The organism is Rhodococcus sp. PSBB066 (assembly GCF_017068255.1).
Taxonomy (GTDB): domain Bacteria; phylum Actinomycetota; class Actinomycetes; order Mycobacteriales; family Mycobacteriaceae; genus Rhodococcus; species Rhodococcus aetherivorans.
The window spans coordinates 3,133,302-3,153,165 of record NZ_CP070859.1; the positions used below are offsets into that span (position 1 = coordinate 3,133,302).

Annotated in this window: 15 protein-coding genes and 1 pseudogene; 7 read left to right on the forward strand and 9 right to left on the reverse strand. The window is 72.8% G+C overall.

Annotation, left to right across the window (positions count from 1 at the left end; all coding sequences use genetic code 11):
* Positions 1–19: 19 nt before the first annotated feature.
* Complete coding sequence (locus JYA75_RS14280) at positions 20–1,225, forward strand: PLP-dependent aminotransferase family protein (RefSeq protein ID WP_203330123.1); 1,206 nt, start codon at positions 20–22, stop codon at positions 1,223–1,225.
* A gap of 6 nt (positions 1,226–1,231) precedes the next feature.
* Here the strand turns inward: JYA75_RS14280 and glpK are convergent, their stop codons facing one another.
* Entirely contained in the window at positions 1,232–2,746 is a 1,515-nt protein-coding gene (gene glpK / locus JYA75_RS14285; RefSeq protein ID WP_006939621.1) for a glycerol kinase GlpK, read from the reverse strand.
* A 95-nt stretch (positions 2,747–2,841) separates the two neighbouring features.
* Here glpK and glpD point away from each other — a divergent pair, with 95 nt between their 5' ends.
* Positions 2,842–4,575, forward strand: coding sequence for a glycerol-3-phosphate dehydrogenase (gene glpD / locus JYA75_RS14290; RefSeq protein ID WP_006939620.1), 1,734 nt, complete (start codon positions 2,842–2,844; stop codon positions 4,573–4,575).
* 92 nt (positions 4,576–4,667) lie between these two features.
* Here glpD and JYA75_RS14295 read toward each other — a convergent pair whose 3' ends face one another.
* Complete coding sequence (locus JYA75_RS14295; RefSeq protein ID WP_006939619.1) at positions 4,668–5,204, reverse strand: hypothetical protein; 537 nt, start codon at positions 5,202–5,204, stop codon at positions 4,668–4,670.
* Between the two features lie 151 nt (positions 5,205–5,355).
* On the opposite strand from JYA75_RS14295, the pseudogene JYA75_RS14300 reads away from it, so the two are divergent.
* Positions 5,356–5,907 (forward strand): annotated as a pseudogene (locus JYA75_RS14300) (TetR/AcrR family transcriptional regulator); the annotation flags it as partial.
* Between the two features lie 69 nt (positions 5,908–5,976).
* Positions 5,977–6,234 (forward strand): Rho termination factor N-terminal domain-containing protein, encoded by a 258-nt coding sequence (locus tag JYA75_RS14305; protein WP_029544682.1) that lies wholly within the window; start codon positions 5,977–5,979, stop codon positions 6,232–6,234.
* Positions 6,235–6,301: 67 nt separating this feature from the next.
* Here the strand turns inward: JYA75_RS14305 and JYA75_RS14310 are convergent, their stop codons facing one another.
* The 5 genes from JYA75_RS14310 to JYA75_RS14330 all read right to left on the reverse strand — a co-directional run bounded on the left by JYA75_RS14310 (position 6,302) and on the right by JYA75_RS14330 (position 15,228).
* Positions 6,302–7,096, reverse strand: a complete 795-nt coding sequence (locus JYA75_RS14310) for a DNA-formamidopyrimidine glycosylase family protein (RefSeq protein WP_065922379.1) — start codon at positions 7,094–7,096, stop codon at positions 6,302–6,304.
* The gene (locus tag JYA75_RS14315; RefSeq protein ID WP_161995063.1) at positions 7,096–11,613 is read right to left on the reverse strand and encodes an ATP-dependent helicase; all 4,518 of its coding nucleotides are present in this window, start codon (positions 11,611–11,613) and stop codon (positions 7,096–7,098) included. The genes JYA75_RS14310 and JYA75_RS14315 overlap by 1 nt, the downstream gene beginning before the upstream one ends.
* 95 nt (positions 11,614–11,708) lie before the next feature.
* Entirely contained in the window at positions 11,709–12,272 is a 564-nt protein-coding gene (locus JYA75_RS14320) for a hypothetical protein (protein WP_161995062.1), read from the reverse strand.
* A gap of 44 nt (positions 12,273–12,316) precedes the next feature.
* Entirely contained in the window at positions 12,317–13,687 is a 1,371-nt protein-coding gene (locus JYA75_RS14325; protein ID WP_029547231.1) for an FAD-linked oxidase C-terminal domain-containing protein, read from the reverse strand.
* Positions 13,684–15,228 (reverse strand): AMP-binding protein, encoded by a 1,545-nt coding sequence (locus JYA75_RS14330; protein ID WP_203330124.1) that lies wholly within the window; start codon positions 15,226–15,228, stop codon positions 13,684–13,686. Before JYA75_RS14330 ends, JYA75_RS14325 begins: the two co-directional genes overlap by 4 nt.
* Before the next feature lie 139 nt (positions 15,229–15,367).
* Here JYA75_RS14330 and JYA75_RS14335 point away from each other — a divergent pair, with 139 nt between their 5' ends.
* Genes JYA75_RS14335 through JYA75_RS14345 form a run of 3 tightly spaced genes read left to right on the forward strand, consistent with a single transcriptional unit; the run spans position 15,368 to position 17,167 of the window.
* Complete coding sequence (locus JYA75_RS14335) at positions 15,368–16,336, forward strand: hypothetical protein (protein WP_029544674.1); 969 nt, start codon at positions 15,368–15,370, stop codon at positions 16,334–16,336.
* A 22-nt stretch (positions 16,337–16,358) separates the two neighbouring features.
* Positions 16,359–16,736 carry a hypothetical protein gene (locus JYA75_RS14340; RefSeq protein WP_065922383.1) on the forward strand — a complete coding sequence of 126 codons (378 nt, stop codon included), beginning with the start codon at positions 16,359–16,361 and terminating at the stop codon, positions 16,734–16,736.
* Complete coding sequence (locus tag JYA75_RS14345; RefSeq protein WP_006939609.1) at positions 16,733–17,167, forward strand: pyridoxamine 5'-phosphate oxidase family protein; 435 nt, start codon at positions 16,733–16,735, stop codon at positions 17,165–17,167. The genes JYA75_RS14340 and JYA75_RS14345 overlap by 4 nt, the downstream gene beginning before the upstream one ends.
* A gap of 10 nt (positions 17,168–17,177) precedes the next feature.
* Here the strand turns inward: JYA75_RS14345 and JYA75_RS14350 are convergent, their stop codons facing one another.
* Positions 17,178–18,338, reverse strand: coding sequence for a hypothetical protein (locus JYA75_RS14350; protein ID WP_102799822.1), 1,161 nt, complete (start codon positions 18,336–18,338; stop codon positions 17,178–17,180).
* The gene (locus JYA75_RS14355) at positions 18,335–19,840 is read right to left on the reverse strand and encodes an aldehyde dehydrogenase family protein (RefSeq protein WP_006939606.1); all 1,506 of its coding nucleotides are present in this window, start codon (positions 19,838–19,840) and stop codon (positions 18,335–18,337) included. The genes JYA75_RS14350 and JYA75_RS14355 overlap by 4 nt, the downstream gene beginning before the upstream one ends.
* Positions 19,841–19,864: the final 24 nt, after the last annotated feature.

Below are 19,864 nucleotides of genomic sequence, written 5' to 3' on the forward strand. Positions count from 1 at the left end.
AACCCGTCCAGGAGTTCCCGTGTCCGTCGAGGGCAGTATCCGCACCGCCCGCAGGTTGCGCGGCCTGCGCAGCTCCGCCATCCGTGATCTGCTCGCCCTGACCGCCCGACCGGACGTCCTCAGCCTCGCCGGCGGGCTCCCCGCGCCCGAGCTGCTGCCCACCGCGGAGATCGCCGACGCGGCCGCCACCGTGCTCCGTGACCCGGCTGCCGCCCAGTACGCCGCGACCTCCGGTCGCGGCGACCTGCGCGCCGTGCTCGCCGCGCGGGAGGGCGAGCGGCTCGGACGCGCCGTCCACCCGGACGAGGTCGTCGTCACCCACGGCTCCCAGCAGGCGCTGAGCCTGCTCGCTCAGGTGCTGCTCGACCCGGGTGACACGGTGATCGTCGAGGAGCCCGCGTACACCGGTGCGCTGCAGGTCTTCCACGCCGCCGAGGCCCGCGTGGTCCCGGTACCGCTCGACGACGACGGCATGGACACGGAGGCGCTCGAACGCCTCCTGGCGGCGGGGGAGTGGCCGGTGCTCGTGCACACCGTCGCCACGCTCCACAACCCGCGCGGGGTCGTGTTGTCCGCGGCTCGGCGCCGGCACCTCGCGGCCCTCGCCGACCGGTACGGATTCCGCGTCGTCGAGGACGATCCGTACGGCGAGCTGTGGTTCGGACAGGCACCTCCGGCGCCCGTCGCGTCCTGGTCGGACCGCGTCGTCCGGCTCTCGAGTGCCTCGAAGACCCTCGCCCCGGCATTACGGGTGGGCTGGCTGCACGGCGACCGGCGGCTGTGCGCGGCCGTGGAGCTGCTGAAACAGGGCGCCGATCTGTGCGGCTCGTCCCTGACCCAGGCGATCGCCGCCGCGCTCCTCGCCGACGGGCCCTGGTACGCCGGGCATCTCGACCGGCTCCGGGGCACCTACGGCGCCCGGGCCACGGCGCTGTCGACCGCCCTCGCCGCGGAGTTCGGCGACGCGGTCGTCTCCTCCGCCGTGCGCGGCGGCATGTTCACCTGGGTGCGGTTCGCCGGTGAGCTCGACACGGCCGAGTTGCTGCCCGTCGCGGCCGAGCACGGTGTCGCGTTCGTGCCGGGGACCGCCTTCGCGGTGTCCGGGGACCACGGTCGCACTGCACGGCTGTGCTTCGCCACCGCCGGGGAGGCCGACCTCGCCGAGGCGGCGCGCCGGCTCGGCCGCGCCGTGCGCGCCCTGCAGCACAGGACGGCCCGTGCGTAACGCGGCTCAGGCCCAGCCGTAGGTCCGCTCGACCGCCTTGTTCCACTCGGCGTAGAGCCGCTCCCGCTCGGCGGCGTCCATCTTCGGTTCCCAGGTGCGGCCGGCCGCCCAGTTGCGCCGGATGTCGTCCTCGCCGTCCCAGAAGCCGACCGCCAGGCCCGCCGCGTAGGCCGCGCCGAGCGCGGTGGTCTCGGCGACCACGGGCCGGACCACCGGGGCGCCGAGGATGTCCGATTGGAACTGCATCAGGGTTTCGTTGACGACCATCCCGCCGTCCACCTTCAGGGTGTGCAACTCGACGCCGGAGTCGGCGTGCATCGCCTCGATCACCTCGCGGGTCTGGTAGGCGGTCGCCTCGAGCGCGGCGCGCGCCAGGTGCCCCCGGTTGACGAAGCGGGTGAGCCCGGCGATCACGCCGCGCGCGTCGGGGCGCCACCGCGGCGCGAACAGGCCGGAGAACGCCGGCACGAAGTACGCGCCGCCGTTGTCGGGGACGGTCGCGGCGAGATCCTCGATCTCCGCGGCCGTGCGGATGAGCCCGAGATTGTCGCGCATCCACTGCACGAGCGACCCCGTGACCGCGATCGAACCCTCGAGGGCATACACCGCCGGGGCGTCGCCGACGCGGTAGCAGACGGTGGTCAGCAGCCCGTGCTCGCTCCGGACCGGCGTCGTCCCGGTGTTGAGGAGCAGGAAGTTCCCGGTCCCGTAGGTGTTCTTCGCCTCGCCCGGCGACAGGCACGCCTGGCCGAACGTCGCGGCCTGCTGGTCGCCGAGGATGCCCGCCACCGGGACGCCGGCGAGCGGCCCGCGTTCGCGGGCGTACCCGTAGATCTCCGACGAGCTGCGGATCTCCGGCAGCATCGACATCGGGATCCCGAAGTCCGCGCAGATGTCCGGATCCCATTGCAGCGTCTCGAGATTCATGAGCATCGTGCGAGAGGCGTTGGTGACGTCGGTGAGATGCACTCCCGGCTGCCGGTTGCCCGCGCCGGTGCCGCCGGTGAGGTTCCACAGGATCCAGCTGTCCACCGTCCCGAACGCGAGCTCGCCGGCCTCCGCCTTCTCCCGGGCGCCCTCGACGTTGTCGAGGATCCACCGCACCTTCGGGCCCGCGAAGTACGTCGACAGCGGCAGGCCCGTGGCCTTGCGATACCGGTCCACGCCCGCGTCGCCGGCGAGCTGCTCGACCAGGCGATCGGTGCGGGTGTCCTGCCACACGATCGCGTTGTGGACGGGCCGGCCGGTGGAGCGTTCCCACACGACCGTCGTCTCGCGCTGGTTGGTGATGCCGATCGCGGCGATGTCGGCGCGTGTCAGATCCGCCTTCGCCAGGGCCAGGGCGGCGACTTCGCGGGTGTTGAGCCACAGCGTTTCCGGATCGTGTTCCACCCAGCCGGCGCGGGGGAGGATCTGCTCGTGCTCGGTCTGGGCCCAGGCCACGATGCGGCCGTCGTGGTCGAAGATGATGCAGCGGCTCGACGTGGTCCCCTGATCGATCGCGGCGATGTATCGGGTCACGGCAACCTCTCCGGGCGTATGGTTCGGGACGGCAGTCTGCGGACGAACCTACTAGCCTGAGTGCGGAAACGTCGGCGACTCACGGGAGCGATGCGGTGACCAACCAACCAGGCGTCCAGATTCTCGGGCCGCAGCAGCGCCGTGACGCGTGGCGACGGCTCGGTTCGGAGCAGTTCGACGTGGTGGTCATCGGCGGCGGCGTCGTCGGCGCCGGTGCCGCCCTGGACGCCGCCACCCGCGGGTTGAAGGTCGCCCTCGTGGAGGCACGGGACTTCGCCTCCGGCACGTCGAGCCGCTCGTCGAAGATGTTCCACGGTGGGCTGCGGTATCTCGAGCAGCTCGAGTTCGGGCTCGTCCGCGAGGCGCTGCGGGAACGCGAGCTGTCGCTCTCGACGCTGGCGCCGCACCTGGTCAAGCCGTTGAAGTTCCTCTTCCCCCTCACCCACCGGGTGTGGGAGCGCCCGTACATTGCCGCGGGCATCTTCCTGTACGACCGGATGGGCGGCGCCAAGTCCGTGCCCGCGCAGAAACACCTGACCCGCTCCGCGGCGTTGCGCATGGCGCCCGGGCTCAAGCGCGACTCGCTCGTGGGCGGGATCCGGTACTACGACACCGTCGTCGACGACGCCCGTCACACCATGACCGTCGCCCGCACGGCCGCGCACTACGGCGCCGTGGTGCGGACCTCGACCCAGGTGGTCGGGTTCCTGCGCGAGGCCGACCGCGTCTCCGGCGTGCGGGTGCGCGACTCGGAGGACGGGTCGGTCACCGAGGTGAAGGGGCACGTGGTGATCAACGCCACGGGGGTGTGGACCGACGAGATCCAGGCCCTGTCCCGGCAGCGCGGCCGGTTCCGGGTGCGCGCCTCGAAAGGCGTGCACATCGTGGTGCCGCGCGACCGGATCGTCAGCGACTCGGCGATCATCCTGCGCACCGAGAAGTCGGTGCTGTTCGTGATCCCGTGGGGCAGCCATTGGATCATCGGCACCACCGACACCGATTGGAACCTCGACCTCGCCCACCCGGCCGCGACGAAGGCCGACATCGACTACATCCTCGACCACGTGAACCGGGTCCTGGTCGTCCCGCTGACCGACGACGACATCGACGGCGTGTACGCGGGCCTGCGGCCGCTGCTGGCCGGGGAGAGCGACGAGACGTCGAAGCTGTCGCGCGAGCACGCCGTCGCCCGGGTCGCACCCGGCCTCGTGGCGATCGCCGGCGGCAAGTACACCACCTACCGCGTGATGGCCGAGGACGCCGTCGACCTGGCGGCCGAGGACATCCCCGCGCGGATCGCCCCGTCCATCACCGAGCGGGTGCCGCTGGTGGGTGCCGACGGCTATTTCGCGCTCGTGAACCAGACGATGCAGCTCGCCGAGCGGTACGGCCTGCACCCGTACCGGGTCAAGCATCTGCTCGACCGGTACGGGTCGCTGATCGACGAGATGCTGGAACTGGCGGCCGACCGTCCCGAGCTGCTCGAGCCGCTCACGGATGCGCCGCAGTACCTGCAGGTGGAGGTCGTGTACGCGGCGGCCGCGGAGGGAGCGCTGCATCTCGAGGACATCCTCGCCCGCCGCACCCGCATCTCCATCGAGTACCCGCACCGCGGCGTGCACTGCGCCGAGCAGACGGCCCGCCTGGTCGCCCCCGTCCTCGGCTGGGATGCCGCGACGGTGGAGCAGGAGATTGCGACCTACCGGGCCCGGGTCGAAGCGGAGATCCGCTCGCAGAGCCGGCCCGACGACGAGTCCGCCGATGCGCTGCGGGCCGCCGCCCCGGAGGCCCGCGCGGAGATCCTCGAGCCGGTCCCGACGGGCGTCTGAGGCGCCACCGGCGCGCGTCCCAGCCCTGTCGGTGGCCGGGAAGGTCGGTGGCCGGGAAGGTCAGTGGCCGGGAAGGTCAGTGGCCGGGAAGGTCAGTGGGTCAGGATGACCTTGACGAGCACCACGGTCGCGGCAACCGCGGTGAGTGCGACGGCACTCACCAGTGAGGTGCGCCCCGGCCGCTCCCCGTTGAGCCGGCCGATGACGAAGACGATGCCACCGATCCGCAGCAGCACGGCGACCTCGGCGAGCAGCTGGGCCGTGCGCGGCTCGAGCCAGCCCAGCCAGCCGAGTCCCAGGATCACGCACGGCAGGACCGCCGAACTCAGGATCGGCACCGAATTGCGCAGTTCGGCGATCTTCTCCGCCCGGGTCAGCGGGGTCCCCTGGCGCACGGTGTGCCCGACCGCCTCGGCGAATGCGTGGGCGACGAACGTCGACAGCGCCGTACCGAGCACGATCGCGATGCCGACGTACTTCGGGCCGGTGATGATCGGTACCAGCGCCGCGAGCACCAGGACGTTGCCGTAGATGTAGGCGCTGATACGGCTGGCGGCGTTGTCCCGGTCCAGAGGTGTGCGCCGGGAGAACAACGGACCGTGCAGGAGCGCGTGGGCATCGGAGTCCATGCCGACAAGGGTGACAGACGGCGGTCGCACGGAGCCTGCGACCGCGCACATCCGCTGCGTCCGGGCCGCGGCGTAGGATCCGACGACGCAGGTGGTCGACGACGGGATCGCGGTGGTGGAGAGGGTGCGACGGCGCTGGGGCGGCACCGACATGACGGAACGCCGGCGGGCACGCCGCGACGCGCTGCTCTCGGTGGGCATCGATCTGCTCGGCGCGCCCGAGGGGCCGGCGGTCAACGTGCGCGCCGTGTGCCGGGCGGCCGGACTGACGGAACGGTACTTCTACGAAAGCTTCGACGACCGGGACGCGTTCGTGCGCGCCGTGTATGCCGCCGTCGGCGAACAGGTGCGCACGGCGCTGGAGGCCGCGGTCGGTACGGCCCCGCGACCGGGGGATCTTCCCGAGGCGGCGGTCCGGGCCTTCGTCGAGCTGATCGTCGACCGCCCGGCCCTGGGCCGGGTGCTGCTGCTCGGCCCGCTGCGGGAGCCGTCGCTCGGTGGTCAGGGACTCGACCTCGCTCCCACGTTCGTGCTGCTCGTCCAGCAGCAGCTCACGGCGATCGCCGACCGCGAGGAGCGGCACATGGTGGCGGTCGGGCTCGTCGGGGCGCTGACGAGCCTGTTCATCGGCTATCTGGACGGCACCGTCGCGGTGTCGCCGGAGCGGTTGGTGCGGCACTGCGTGGGCCTGCTCGTCCAGGCCGGAAGTGTAGGGCCGCAGGCGGAGGGGTATTCGCGAGACGACGGCACGCTCGACGAAAGGAGGGGCATCATGCCCAGGTCGTCGATCAAGGACGAGAAGCTGTATCAGGAACTGCGCGACGACGGCGCCTCCAAGGAGAAGGCCGCCCGGATCTCGAACGCGGCGGCGAAGCGCGGCCGGTCCTCCGTCGGCCACAAGGGCGGTACGTCGGGGTCCTACGAGGACTGGACCGTCGACGAGTTGAAGAAGAGGGCCAAGGAGCTCGGGATCTCGGGCTACTCGTCCAAGCGCAAGGGCGAGCTCATCGACGCGCTGCGCAACCACTGAGCTGCGCAACCACCGAGCTGCGCAACCACCGAGCTGCGGGACGACCGAGTCGGCGGGACGCGCCGGCTCAGCCGTCCCCGTCGCGCGGCTGACAGTGCGGGCACCAGTCGATCTTGCGATCCGGGTCGCTCGCCGACCCCAGCATGCCGGTCCGGATCGTGGTTCCGCACCGGCGGCACGGCTTGCCCGCGCGTCCGTATACCCATGTGCCCCGGCCGGGCCGGCGGTCGCCGGTGGTGATCCGGCTGACGCGGTCCCGGTTGAACACCAGCAGGCGGTGCGCCAGATCGACCCAGGCGGCCGCATCTCCCGCGTCCGCGACCGGTGTCGACGGGTGCACGCCCCGCAGGAAGCACAGCTCGCACCGGTACACGTTGCCCACCCCGGCCATCACCCGTTGATCGAGCAGCGCCAGACCGACGGGTCGGCCCGGATCGCGCATCAGGTTCGCGGCGGCGGCTGCCGGGTCCCAGTCCGGGCCGAGCAGATCGGGTCCCAGGTGTCCCACGGCCTCCTCCTCGCGGTCGCGGTCCAGCACCTCGACGATCCCGAGGTCGAAGCCCACGGCCTCGGCGTCCGCGACCGCGAGCACGATCCTGGCGTGATATCCCTGACGGCGCCAGCGGGTCCCGGGCGCGTGGACGTCCCACACCCCCTCCATCTTCAGGTGGGTGTGGAGGGTGTGCGCACCGACGCGGATCAGAAGATGCTTGCCCCGGGCGAGCACCTCGTCGACCACGGTGCCGGTCAGATCGACCGTCGCGTACCGGGGCACGCGGATGTCGCAGCGCGTCAACGGCTTTCCCGCGAGGGCGCGGCGCAGCCGGGTGGCCGCCTGGAAGACGGTGTCGCCCTCGGGCATCAGGCCCTCAACCGGAAACCGCGGGGGGTGGCCGAGAAGCCGGCCTCGGCGAGGAATTCCGCGAACAGGTGACCGTGAATGGAACTGCCGTCGACCTTCTCGACGACGAGCGTGTCGAGGCCCCCGCCCTTGACCGACCCGGCCAGTGACGCGCACGCACCGCGGAGTATCCCCGGGTCCTCGGTGAACGTCAGTACCGTGCGGCCGCCGCGTTCGACGAACAGACCCAGCTCGCCGTCGACGAGCACCACCAGCCCCCCGGCCTTGCGGCCGGGGCGGTGCCGCGGCGAGTCCTCGGGCGCCGCCGACTTCGGCCAAGGCAGTGCCGCGCCGTACGGGTTCGCCGGGTCGCACGCGGCCAGCGTCACCGCGGGTGTGCCGGTGTGGCGGCCCTCGAGCGACTCGCCGTAGGACCGCAACCGGTCCACGACCTCCGGGGTGGAGAACTGCGCACCGCCGAGCGTGTCGACGAAGTAGCCGCGGCGGCACCGCCCCGTCTCCTCGAACCGGCTCAGTACCTTGTACATAAGAGCGAAGCCGCCCGGCACGCCCTCGGCGACGACCGCGCCGCGGGTGACCACACCGTAGCGCTCGAGCAGCAGGTCCGCGGCGGCGTGGGCGCGCACCGTCGGATCGGTTTCCCGGTCGGGCAGCAGCGACCACCGCCCACCGACCGTCGGTGGCCCGGTCCGGCTCGGCAGCGCCGGACGGCCGCGGTACATCCGGGCGCGCGGGGCGCGTCGGGGCGTGCGGTGCGCGGGGGTCGCGCGGGAGGTGTCGCCGACGAGGGCGCGCAGCGCGGCCGGCGTGTCCCCCGAGACGAGGCCGGCCCACACGAGATCCCACAGTGCCGAGGCGGTTTCCGTGTCGGTGGTGCCGAGGGCCTCGGTGAGCTGACGGAAGAAGAACGCCCCGCCGCCCGCGAGCGTGTCCAGGATGCCGCGGTGGACGTCGGTCTGTTCGATCTCGGCCGCCGGCGCGAGGGTCAGGGGGGCGGTGTCGGTCAGGTGCAGCGACACCCAGCCGTCCTTGCCGGAGATCTGCCCCGACCCCGCCCACAGCACCTCGCCCGTCGTGGTGAGTTCGTCGAGCATCGCGGGGGAGTAGTCCCGCACCCGCGGCGCGAGGATCAGCGGCTCGAGAGCGCTCGCCGGCACCGGCACCCCGGCCAGTTGCTCGACGACCGCGGCCACCCCGTCCACCCCGCGCAGGCCGCCGCCCACGTGCTGCCACGCCGGCAGGAACCGGCCGAGGGTGGCGGTGCCGACCGGCTCCACCTCGTGTCGTGCCGCCGCGAGCGACCGTCGCCGCAGCCGCCGCAGCACCTCGGTGTCGCACCACTCGGCGCCCGTCGTGCCGGGCCGGAACTCACCTGCGCTGACCCGCTTCTCGGCGGCCAGCCGGTGCAGCACGTCCTGCACCACCGCGGTGCCGAGCCCGAACCGGGCCGCCGCCTCCGCCGCGGTGAACGGGCCGTGGGTGCGGGCGTACCGGCCGATCAGGTCGCCCAGCGGATCGGGCACCGGCTCGACGAACGCCGTCGGCACGCCGATCGGCAACGGCACCCCGAGCGCGTCCCGGAGACGCGAGGCGTCCTCGATGGCCGACCACCGCTCGTGGCCGGCGAAGGACACCTTCAGCACCCGTCGCTGCACATCCAGCTCGTCGAGCCATGCGGCGGGATCGGCCGTGGTGCGCTCGGCGATCTCGGTCTCGGTCAGCGGGCCGAGCAGCCGGAGCAGGTCCGCGACACCTTCGGCGTCGCGGGCCTTGCGGTCCGGGGCCAGGTGCTGCAGCTCCAGTTCGGCCCGGGCAATGACGTCGGCGTCGAGCAGTTCCCGCAGCTCCACACGCCCGAGCAGTTCGGCGAGCAGTGTCGAGTCCAGCGACAGGGCCGCGGCACGCCGTTCTGCCAGGGGGCTGTCGCCCTCGTACATGAACGCGCCGACGTAGTCGAACAGCAGTGAGGTCGCGAACGGTGACGCGGTGGCCGTCTCGACCTCCACGATGCGGACCTGCCGCCGGGCCACGCGGCCGAGCAGGTCCCGCAGGGCGGGCAGGTCGTAGACGTCCTGCAGGCATTCCCGCACCGTCTCGAGCAGGATCGGGAAGGTGGGGTAGCGACGGGCCACGTCGAGCAGCTGCGCCGAGCGCTGCCGCTGCTGCCACAGCGGCGCCCGCTTGCCGGGCGTGCGCCGCGGCAGCAGCAGTGCCCGCGCCGCGCACTCCCGGAAGCGGGAGGCGAACAGCGCCGAGCCGCCCACCTGCTCGGTGACCAGGTCCTCGATCTCGTCGGTGTCGAAGGCGAACACCTCCGCGCCGGGCGGGGCATCCTCGGTGTCGGGGAGCCGGACGATGATGCCGTCGTCCGAGGCCGTGGGCGCGGCCTCGACGCCGTACCGGTCGAGCAGCCGTGCGCCCACGGCGAGCGCCCACGGCGCGTGCACGCGCATCCCGTACGGGGAGTGCAGCACGAGGCGCCAGTCGCCGAGTTCGTCGCGGAACCGCTCGACCACCAGGGTCCGGTCGGTGGGCAGGCGGCCGGTGGCGTTGCGCTGCTCCTCGAGCAGCCGTGTCAGGTTGGCGGTCGCGTTGTCGTCGAGGCCGCCGCGACGGCACCGGGCGGCGGCGTCCTCCGGATCGGCGTGTCCCAGTTCGCGCACGAACGCCCCCAGGGCGGCGCCGAGTTCGGCCGGGCGGCCGACTCCGTCACCGTGCCAGAACGGCAGCCTGCCGGGCTGCCCGTAGGCGGGGGAGACCAGCACCCGGTCGAAGGTGATCTCCTCGATGCGCCAGCTCGTCGCGCCGAGCGCGAACACGTCGCCCACCCGGGACTCGTACACCATCTCCTCGTCGAGTTCTCCGACCCGGGTGGCCTTCTCGCCGACCATGTACACGGTGAACAGGCCGCGGTCGGGGATCGTGCCGCCCGAGGTGACGGCCAGCCGCTGCGCGCCCGGCCGGCCGGTGAGGGTGCCGGCGGTGCGATCCCACACCACCCGGGGCCGCAGCTCGGCGAACTCGTCCGACGGGTACCGCCCGGCCAGCAGGTCCAGCGTCGACTCGTACGCCGAGCGGGGCAGCGTCGCGAAGGAGCCGCTGCGCCGCACCGTGTCGAACCACTCGTCCACGTCGAGCGGCTCGAGGGCGACCGCGGCGACGGTCTGCTGGGCGAGCACGTCCAGCGGGTTGGCCGGCACCTGCAGGGCCTCGATGTGCCCGCCCACCATCCGTTCGACCGTGACCGCGCAGTGCACCAGGTCGGTGCGGTGCTTGGGGAACAGCACCCCGCGGGAGACCTCGCCCACCTGGTGGCCCGCCCGCCCGACGCGCTGCAGTCCGCTCGCCACCGACGGTGGTGCCGACACCTGGATCACGAGGTCGACCGCACCCATGTCGATGCCGAGTTCGAGGCTCGAGGTGGCGACGACGCAGCGCAGCCGCCCCGACTTCAGGTCGTCCTCGATCAGCGCCCGCTGGTCCTTGCTCACCGAGCCGTGGTGCGCCCGCGCCAGCAGCGGCTGCGCGCCGAACGCGACCTCGGTGGGCGCCCCGATCTGCGCCGGGGGCGGGGGCCGGCGGTCCACCGCCTCCCCCTCGCGTTCGGCGTGGATCTCGTTGAGCCGGGCCGTCAACCGCTCGGCGAGGCGGCGGGAGTTGGCGAACACGATGGTGGAACGGTGCGCGACGATGAGGTCGACGATCTGCTCCTCGACGTGCGGCCAGATCGACCCGGCCTGCGGAACCCCCGGCATCCCGTCGTCCGAGGGTTCCGGCTGCACGCCCAGTTCGGTCATGTCCTCGACGGGCACCCGCACCGTGAGATCCCACGTCTTGGCGGACGGCGGGGCGACGATGCGGATCGGCGCGGTCCCGGCGAGGAACCGGCCCACCTCCTCGTGCGGGCGCACCGTCGCCGACAGGCCGATCCGCTGCGCCGGCCGCCCGAGCAGCAGATCGAGCCGTTCGAGAGAAAGAGCAAGGTGCGCACCGCGTTTCGTTCCGGCGACGGCGTGCACCTCGTCGACGATGACGGTCTCCACGCCGGCGAGCGTCTCGCGCGCTGCGGAGGTGAGCATGAGGAACAGCGACTCGGGGGTGGTGATGAGGATGTCCGGCGGGGTGCGGATCAGGGCGCGCCGGTCCGCCGCCGACGTGTCGCCCGAGCGTACGCCGACGGTGATCTCCGGCGGCTCGAGGCCGAGCCGCCGCGCGGTCTGGGTGATGCCGACCAGCGGCGAGCGCAGGTTCCGTTCCACGTCCACCGCGAGGGCCTTGAGCGGGGAGACGTAGAGCACGCGGGTGCCGGAGTGCTCGGTCGGTGTGGCCGCGAGGCGGTCGAGCGACCACAGGAACGCCGAGAGTGTCTTACCCGACCCGGTGGGGGCCACCACCAGGGTGTGCGCGCCGGACGAGATCGACTCCCAGGCCCCGAGCTGCGCGGCGGTCGGGGCCTCGAACGCGCCCGCGAACCACTGCCGGGTGGGCTCGGAGAAACGGGTCAGGACGTCGGTCACCGTTCCATGGTGCACCGCCGGTACGACACGCCGGAGGTTTCCCGGACGCCGCGCTCGTGCCGGTGGCCCCCGGCCGGCGGGTCGGGGGCCGGACGTCAGTCGGCCAGCGCGAACCGAGCGAGCTGCGCGCAGTGGTGAGCCGACCATCGGCACTTGCCGTTGCGCATCACGCGTCCGACGAGTGCGGCGGCGGCCGGCTCCCACGGTACGGCGGCGAACTGCGCGCGGCTGGCGGGTCCGGCGGACCAGCCGATCGACACGACCGGCCCGTCGGGGCGGAACCGCAGGTCCGAGTGGGCCGCCGCGAGCACGTCCACGCTCGTTCCGGCGGCCGCCTCGAGGTCGTCGACGGCCACGGTGACCCGGCCGCCGATCCGGCGGGGCTGCGCCGCCGGGGCCTCCACGTACAGCCCCGCGGCCTCGATCGCGCCGACGTGCACGCTCACCAGCGGTTCCGCCTCGATGGAGCCGTCGTGCGGCGGCAGGCACACCACCGACCAGTACTCGCGTTCACTCATCCTCGGGTTGGGCACCGCGGCGCGCACGTAGTCGCGCAGCCAGGCTGTCGCCGCGGCGAACTCCGGGTACTGCTCGAACGTCCGGTAGCGGGTGTCGCGCAGCGGCAGGCCCGCCGGCGACAAGGGCGTACGGGCGTTCACTGGATTCGGTCCTCACGCACGCGGCCACCGTACTCGATCTTGCTTCAGAGGATGACGCCCGGATTGAGGATGGATTCCGGGTCGAGCGCCGCCTTGATCCGCCGGGTCAGGGCCATCACGTCGGGACCCACCTGATCCGGCAGCCACGCCTTCTTCAGCCGGCCCACCCCGTGCTCCCCGGTGATGGTGCCGCCCAGCGCGATCGCCAGGTCCATGATCTGCCCGAAGGCCACGTGCGCGCGGGCCGTCTGGTCGGCGTCGGCGGGGTCGTACACGATCAGCGGATGGGTGTTGCCGTCGCCGGCGTGCGCGATCACCGCCACCGTCACCGCATTGCGGTCGGCGATCTCGGCGACACCCCCGACCAGTGCCGGCAGGGCCGGCAGGGGCACGCCGACATCCTCGAGCAGCAGGCTGCCGGTCCGTTCGACCGCCGGGATGGCCATCCGCCGCGCCGCCGCGAACGCCTCGCCCTCCTCGGGGTCGTCGGTCGAGAACACCTCCTCGGCACCGGCGTCCTCGCACGCCCGCACCATCGTCGCGATCTCCTGCGCCGAGGCCGTGCCGGGCGCGTCGGACCGGGCGATGAGCATCGCCTCGGTGTCGCGGTCCAGTCCCATGTGCAGCGCGTCCTCGACCGCATTGATCGAGGCGCGGTCCATGAACTCGAGCATCGCCGGGCGCAACGTGGCCGTCACGGCCAGCACCGCGTCGGCCGCGGCCTGGACCGAGCCGAACGTGGCGACCATCGTCGATGCCGGCGGTTGCGGCGGGAGGAGCCGCAGGGTCACCTCGGTGATGATGCCGAGGGTGCCCTCGCTGCCGACGAACAGCTTGGTCAGCGACAGGCCCGCCACGTCCTTGAGGCGGGGTCCGCCGAGCCGCACCGCGGTGCCGTCGGCGAGCACCACCTCGAGGCCGAGGACGTAGTCCGTGGTGACGCCGTACTTCACGCAGCACAGCCCCCCGGCGTTGGTCGCCGCGTTGCCGCCGATCGTGCACATCTCGAACGAGGACGGGTCGGGCGGATACCACAGCCCGTGCTCGGCCGCGGCCCGCTTGACCTCGGCGTTGAGCAGTCCCGGCTGGACGACCGCCGTGCGGGTGACCGGGTCCACGGTGATCGCCCGCATCCGCTCGGTGCTCAGCACGATCCCGCCCGGCACCCCGCCCGCCCCGCCGGACAGGCTGGTGCCCGCGCCGCGCGGCACCACGGGCACCCGGTGGGCGCTCGCCCATCGCAGTGTGGCTTGCACGTCCGCCGTGCGCGTGGCCCGCACGACCGCGCGCGGCACCGCCGCGTCCGGATCGCGCGCCCAGTCCTGCCGGTACCCGGCGAGCAGGTCCGGATCGGTGATCAGCGCGCCGGCCGGGAGCTGGTCGGCGAGTTCGGCGAGATCGGCGGACACGGTCAGCCTGCCGGGGTGAGGTAGCGGGCGCGCAGCTTGTGTTTGACGAGCTTGCCGGTGGGCGTGCGCGGCAGGTCGTCGGAGAAGTCGATGCTGCGCGGCGCCTTGAAGTGGGAGACGCGCTCGCGGACGAAGTCGAGGAGCTCGCGCTCGACCTCGGGTCCGGGCTCGACGCCGTCGGCGAGCTGGACGACGGCCTTGACCTCCTCGCCCATCTCCTCGTTGGGGACCCCGATCACCGCGACGTCGTACACCTTGGGGTGCAGGGTGAGGACGTTCTCCGATTCCTGCGGGTAGATGTTCACGCCGCCGGAGATGATCGTGAACGCGGCCCGGTCGGTGAGGTACAGGTAGCGCTCCTCGTCGAGGTATCCGATGTCGCCGCTGGTGGTCCAGGTCGGATGATCGGGGTGCGTCGCCTCCTCGGTCTTCTCCGGGTCGTTGTGGTACTCGAACGGCCGCTCGTCGCGCTCCCACCACACCGTGCCGGTGGCACCGACCGGCAGCTCGGCGCCGCTGTCGTCGCAGATGTGGACGACGCCCATCACGCCGTCGCGACCCACGGATCCCGGGTGTGCAAGCGCCTGCTCCGAGTCGATGAACGTGGCGCCCGCGCCCTCGGTGGAGGCGTAGTACTCGTACACGATCGGGCCCCACCACTCGATCATGGCGCGCTTGATCTCCGGCGGGCACGGCGCCGCCGCGTGGATGGCGACCTTCAGGCTCGACATGTCGTACTTGCCGCGCACCTCCTCGGGGAGCTTGAGCATCCGCACGAACATCGTCGGCACCCACTGGCTGTGGGTGACGCGGTAACGCTCGATCAGGGCGAGCGCCTCCTCCGGCTCGAACCGGTCCATGAGGACCACCGTGCCCCCGACGGACTGCACCACTCCGCAGAAGCGAAGCGGCGCAGCGTGATACAGCGGGGCCGGGCACAGGTACACCGACTCGGCATCGAAGCCGTACATCGGGGCGAACACCGCCGTGTAGGGGTCCGGGACGTCCTGGACCTGTCCCTCGGGCAGCTTCGGCTTGATGCCCTTGGGCCGGCCGGTGGTGCCCGAGGAGTAGAGCATGTCCTGACCACGCGGCTGCGACTCCAGCGGCGAGGCGTCGAATGCCGCGAGCGCGTGGGCGTAGTCGTCGAAGCCGGGCAGTGCACCGCCGTACACGAGCCGGCGGATCACGTTCGGGTAAGCCCCGGAACGGGTGTCGATCGCGGTCGCCGCGCCCGCCGAGGCGAGGAGCACCTTCGCGCCGCAGTCGTTGACCACGTAGGCGGCCTCGGAGGGGGTGAGGTGCCAGTTGACCACCGTGACGTACAGGCCGGAACGCAGCGCCGCCCAGTAGACCTCCATCACCCGCAGGTCGTTGTCCGAGATCAGCGCGATGTGGTCGCCCGGCTCGAGTCCGGCGGCGCGCAGGTATTTCGCGAGGCGGACGGAGCTCTCGTCGAGCTGCCGGTAGGTGAGCGACTCCCCGGTGGCGGGCCGCACGATGGCGGGCTTGTCGGGGGTCGTGGCGACGAAGTTCCCAGGAAACATGCCCCTTGGTCTACCACAGCTGTGGCCCGGGTCACGTGAGCCGATAGGCGCTCGGCGCAACTGCTCGACCGGCCCGTCCGGTCGGCGTACCCTCACCCGCACGTGAACGGCACCGGAGCATGCGGACGGGAGGGACGACGTGGCGCTCGCTCTCGAGAAGGACCGCCTGGTGTTCGAGTTCCCCGAGGTGCACGCCGCCGCCCGCATGGCCGTCTCGTTCCACCGCACCCTGCGGGTGCCGGACGACGGCAACACCTACCCGTTGCCGCCCGGCCTGGGACGGTTCCCGCTGCGGGCTGTCGCCGGACTCGACGACGCCCGGATACCGGACTCGTGGCGGTCCCGCGGCGGACTGGTGATGCCGATGTGGCAGTCGGAGGCGTGCTGGCTCGGGTTCGAGTCCCGGTACCCGTTCCTGGTGAAGGTCGCCGCCGGGGACGTCGACGCGCTCACCGGCGAAACCTGGTCGCCGGTGCCGGACTTCGAACGCGAGGACTACCTCGAGGTGCCGGCGCAACCGTGGCTCGACGGCTTCGTCGTGGCGCAGGGGCGGGTGCGCCAGTTCGTCGCGATGCCGCTCGGTTCCGGCTACGGCGTCGAGGAGCAGCTGCGGTCCGAGCCGGCGCAGGGCGGGATCCGCATCGCGGCGTACCCCATGCGGGCGCGACGATGGGAGGAACGTGCCGAGTTCGACGCCCGGCGTCCGATGCACTCCTTCGCGCCGGCCGCGGCCATGGGGCTCGGTGCCGGCGGGTCCGTCGAGCAGGGCGTCGCCACCCCGGTCGAACCGCACGATGCGTGGGACCTCGACCACCGCTCGGTCGTCGACGTGCACCTGGTGAACAGCGAGCAGTGGCGCACGGTCACCGGGGAGGACCCACCGACCCGGCCCCTGGCCGCCGCCGACTACACCGGGCGCGGATTCCCGTGGTTCGAGCTCTACGACGAGGCCGTCGCGCGGCAGGGGGCGCAGCCGCTCGCGGACGTCGACACGGTTGCCGACGTCGGGCGGCGCCGCGGGGAGCCGTTGCCCGGCAACGAGACCGTCACGGTGCCCGAACCGATCCGGATCCGGCCGGCCCCGCGCGATCCCGGCCGCCGCGGATGATCCGGAGGTATCGTCTGTCGGCATGGGGCGGATCACCCAGCGCGTCGAACCGGAATCGCTTGCCGGCAGGCTGCTCGAGCACGGTCGGGCGGCGGTCGCGTTCGACGACGCCGGTGCGGTCACTGCGCTGCCCGCGCGGGTCCGGCGACGCGACGGCGAGTTGTGGGTCGGTGTGCCGCGGGAGTCGGTGCCGCCGTCGGCCGGTCTCGACCGGGTCACCGTCCTGCTCGACGACGGCGAATTCTGGTTCGAGCTGCGGGCGGTGAACTGGCGCGGACGCCTCGCCGCGGCGGATGCCCCCGCCCCCGACGGTCGCGAGGACCTCGCCTGGTTCGTGTTCACGCCCCGGCGGGCCACCGCGTGGGACTACGCGACCCTGCACGAGGAGCGGGACGCGTGAAGGCGGACGACGCCGTCGTGCGCGACTTCCTCGACCGTGCCCTCGTCGCGCGCCTGGCAACCCGCTCCCCGAAGGGCGCGGCGGCCCTGGCCCCGCTGTGGTTCGTGCAGGTCGACGGCCGGTTGTACTTCGGCACCGGTCGCAGCACCGTGGCGGCGCGCAACGCGGCCGCGAATCCCGACGTCGTGGTGCTGCTCGACGACGGCGAGCGGGGACCCGTCCTGCGGCTGCACGGCCGGGCCACCGTGCGGCCGGGCGGGCCACCGGCGACCGTCATGGCCCGCTTCGGCCGGAAGTACTACCTGGCCGGGTGGCGCTCGGAACTGTCCCACGCGCGGAGCTGGCTCCTGCGTACGCGGTACTACGGCCGGACCGAACCGGCCACGATCGTCGTCGAACCGGGGGAGGCCGAGCTGCTGCGGCGGCCCTGAGGGGTGCCTCTCACGACGGCGGTCCGGCGTTCACGGCTGCGACGTGCCGCAGCCACTCGGCGAGCGCCTGGAATCGCTGCCGGTCGGGATGGTGGAACACCACCGTGTCGGGATCCGCCGACGCCGGCGCGCCGTCCCGGCCGCTGCCCGTCACGATCCGGAGCATGCCGTCGGTCTGGGGCAGCGCCGGGCGGAACTGCACGTCCACCACGTCCCGCAGACGGATCCGCTTGGGCGTCAACGGAACCGGACCCAACGCCCGCGCCACGGGGCCCTCCCGCAGGATCCACAGCCGGTCGCCCTGCACGACGATCTGCCCGCCCCACCCGTGGTACCGGTGCATCGGCAGCACCGGGTCGGGCGGGTCGGCGACCGGGCCGGGCGCCAGCCGCGGCACGACCACCGGCGGTCCGTCCAGGACGCGCTCGTCGATCTCGTCGGCCGGCGTCACCGACACCGTCACCTCGGCCGCCAGCCGGGATCCGCTCACCGCGGCCCGCGCGGCGGTGCGGAGTCCACGCGCGGACAGGTGCGTCACGATCGGCAGCAGACGCGCACTGGACCGCCGGCCCAGGTATCCGCACGCCCGGTCGTCCACCCGCACCTCCACCAGCGCGCCGTCCGCCTCGTGGAGGGTGACGAGCAGGGCGTACTTGCCGGGCGGGTCGGCGTAGGGGTGCAGCAGGTCGAAGTGTCGTTCCTCCCCGGTGACCTGGAGGGTCCGGCCCGGGGGCAGCAGCGTGTAGGGCACGTCCGGAGGATCGTTGCGGGGCACCAGTCGGGCCGGGGCGCCGAGGCTGACCGAGACGCGGGCGATGACGCGGCCGCTGCGGGCCGGGTCGTCGTTGTAGGCGCCCGCATCGGCGGCCCAGATGCGGCCCGGCACGGTCGGCAGATACCCGCCTGCGACGACACGGCGGAGCACCGGCCCGTAGCGCAGCGCGTCGCCGTCGCCGAGGATGCCCAGCGTCAGCCCGTCCGCGCGCACGCTGACGCCGTGTGTCTCCGGCAGCAGGGACACCTCCCTCCGGATCTCGGCGCCGGCCGGCTCGAACGCCGCGCCGAGGGTCCGCACGATGTGGTCGGTCCACGCGAACTCGCCCTCGATCTCGGTGTCGAACCGGTCCGGTCGGCACCCCCACAGTCGGTACGGAACCAGCTTGTCGCTCAACCGAACTCCACACCCTGCGCCAGCGGCAGATCGTCGGAGTAGTTGATCGTGTTGGTGGCGCGGCGCATGTACGCCTTCCACGAGTCCGAACCCGACTCGCGGCCGCCGCCGGTCTCCTTCTCGCCGCCGAACGCGCCCCCGATCTCCGCGCCGGAGGTGCCGATGTTGACATTGGCGATGCCGCAGTCCGAGGCGGCGAGGAAGCGCTCGGCCTCGCGCTGGTCGGTGGTGAAGATCGACGACGAAAGTCCTTGGGGTACCCCGTTGTGCAGGGCGATCGCCTCGTCGAAGCCGTCGTAGGTCAGCACGTAGAGGATCGGGGCGAACGTCTCCTCCCGCACCACGTCCGTCTGCGCCGGCATCCGCACGACCGCGGGCCGGACGTACACCCCGTCACCGGGGACCTCGACCGCGTCGCCGCCGGTGACGAGAATGCCGCCGTCGAGTTCGGCGCGCTCGAGCGCGGTCCGCATCGCGGCGTGGGCACGGCCGTCGATCAGCGGTCCGACGAGCACCCCGTCGTCGAACGGATCGCCCACCCGCAGCCCCGAGTAGGCCTTGGCGATCCGCTCGGTCAGCTCGTCGACGACGGAGCGGTGGGCGATCAGCCGTCGCAGGGTGGTGCAGCGCTGCCCGGCGGTGCCGGCCGCGGCGAACACCACGGCCCGCACGGCGAGGTCGAGGTCGGCGGAGGGGCCGACGATCGCGCCGTTGTTGCCGCCGAGTTCGAGCAGGCAGCGCCCGAACCGCGCCGCCACCCGGGGCGCGACGATGCGGCCCATCCGGATCGAGCCCGTCGCGCTGACCAGCGCGACGCGCGGATCGTCGACCAGCGCCTCGCCGACGGCGGCGTCGCCGACCAGGACGTGGTGCAGGCCGGCGGGGGCGCCCACGTCGCCCGCGGCCCGCTCGAGCAGCGCGTGGCAGGCCAGCGCCGTGAGCGGGGTCTTCTCGGAGGGCTTCCACACCACCGGATCGCCGCACACGAGCGCGATCGCGGTGTTCCAGGACCACACGGCGACGGGGAAGTTGAACGCAGAGATCACCGCGACCACCCCCAGCGGATGCCACGTCTCCATCAGCCGGTGGCCGGGTCGCTCGGAGGGCATCGTGCGGCCGTAGAGCTGGCGCGAGAGGCCGACCGCGAACTCGCAGATGTCGATCATCTCCTGCACCTCGCCGAGCGCTTCGGAGGGGATCTTCCCGGCCTCGAGCGTGACGAGCTCGGCGAGATCGGACTTGTGCTCGCCGAGCAGGTCCCCGAGCCTGCGGACCAGCCGTCCCCGCATCGGCGCCGGGACCTGCCGCCAGTGCCCGAAGGCCGCGCTCGCCGCGGCGACCGTGGCGTCGACGTCCGCGGCGCGGGCGGGGTGCAACCGCGCGAGCTCCGAGCCGTCGATCGGGCTGGTGACCGTGTGGGCGCCGTCGAGGGCGGGGGCGCTCGCCCCGCAGCGACGCAGCGCGGCCGCGGCGCGATCGTGCAGATTGCCAGTCGGATTCATCGTCGATGTCCTTTCCGGTTCGAT

Coding starts and splice junctions, on each gene's coding strand:
- JYA75_RS14355 (WP_006939606.1), bottom strand. CDS start 19,840: ATGAATCCGACTGGCAATCTGCACGATCGCGCCGCGGCCGCGCTGCGT.
- JYA75_RS14340 (WP_065922383.1), top strand. CDS start 16,359: ATGGGGCGGATCACCCAGCGCGTCGAACCGGAATCGCTTGCCGGCAGG.
- JYA75_RS14305 (WP_029544682.1), top strand. CDS start 5,977: ATGCCCAGGTCGTCGATCAAGGACGAGAAGCTGTATCAGGAACTGCGC.
- JYA75_RS14330 (WP_203330124.1), bottom strand. CDS start 15,228: ATGTTTCCTGGGAACTTCGTCGCCACGACCCCCGACAAGCCCGCCATC.
- JYA75_RS14310 (WP_065922379.1), bottom strand. CDS start 7,096: ATGCCCGAGGGCGACACCGTCTTCCAGGCGGCCACCCGGCTGCGCCGC.
- JYA75_RS14295 (WP_006939619.1), bottom strand. CDS start 5,204: ATGGACTCCGATGCCCACGCGCTCCTGCACGGTCCGTTGTTCTCCCGG.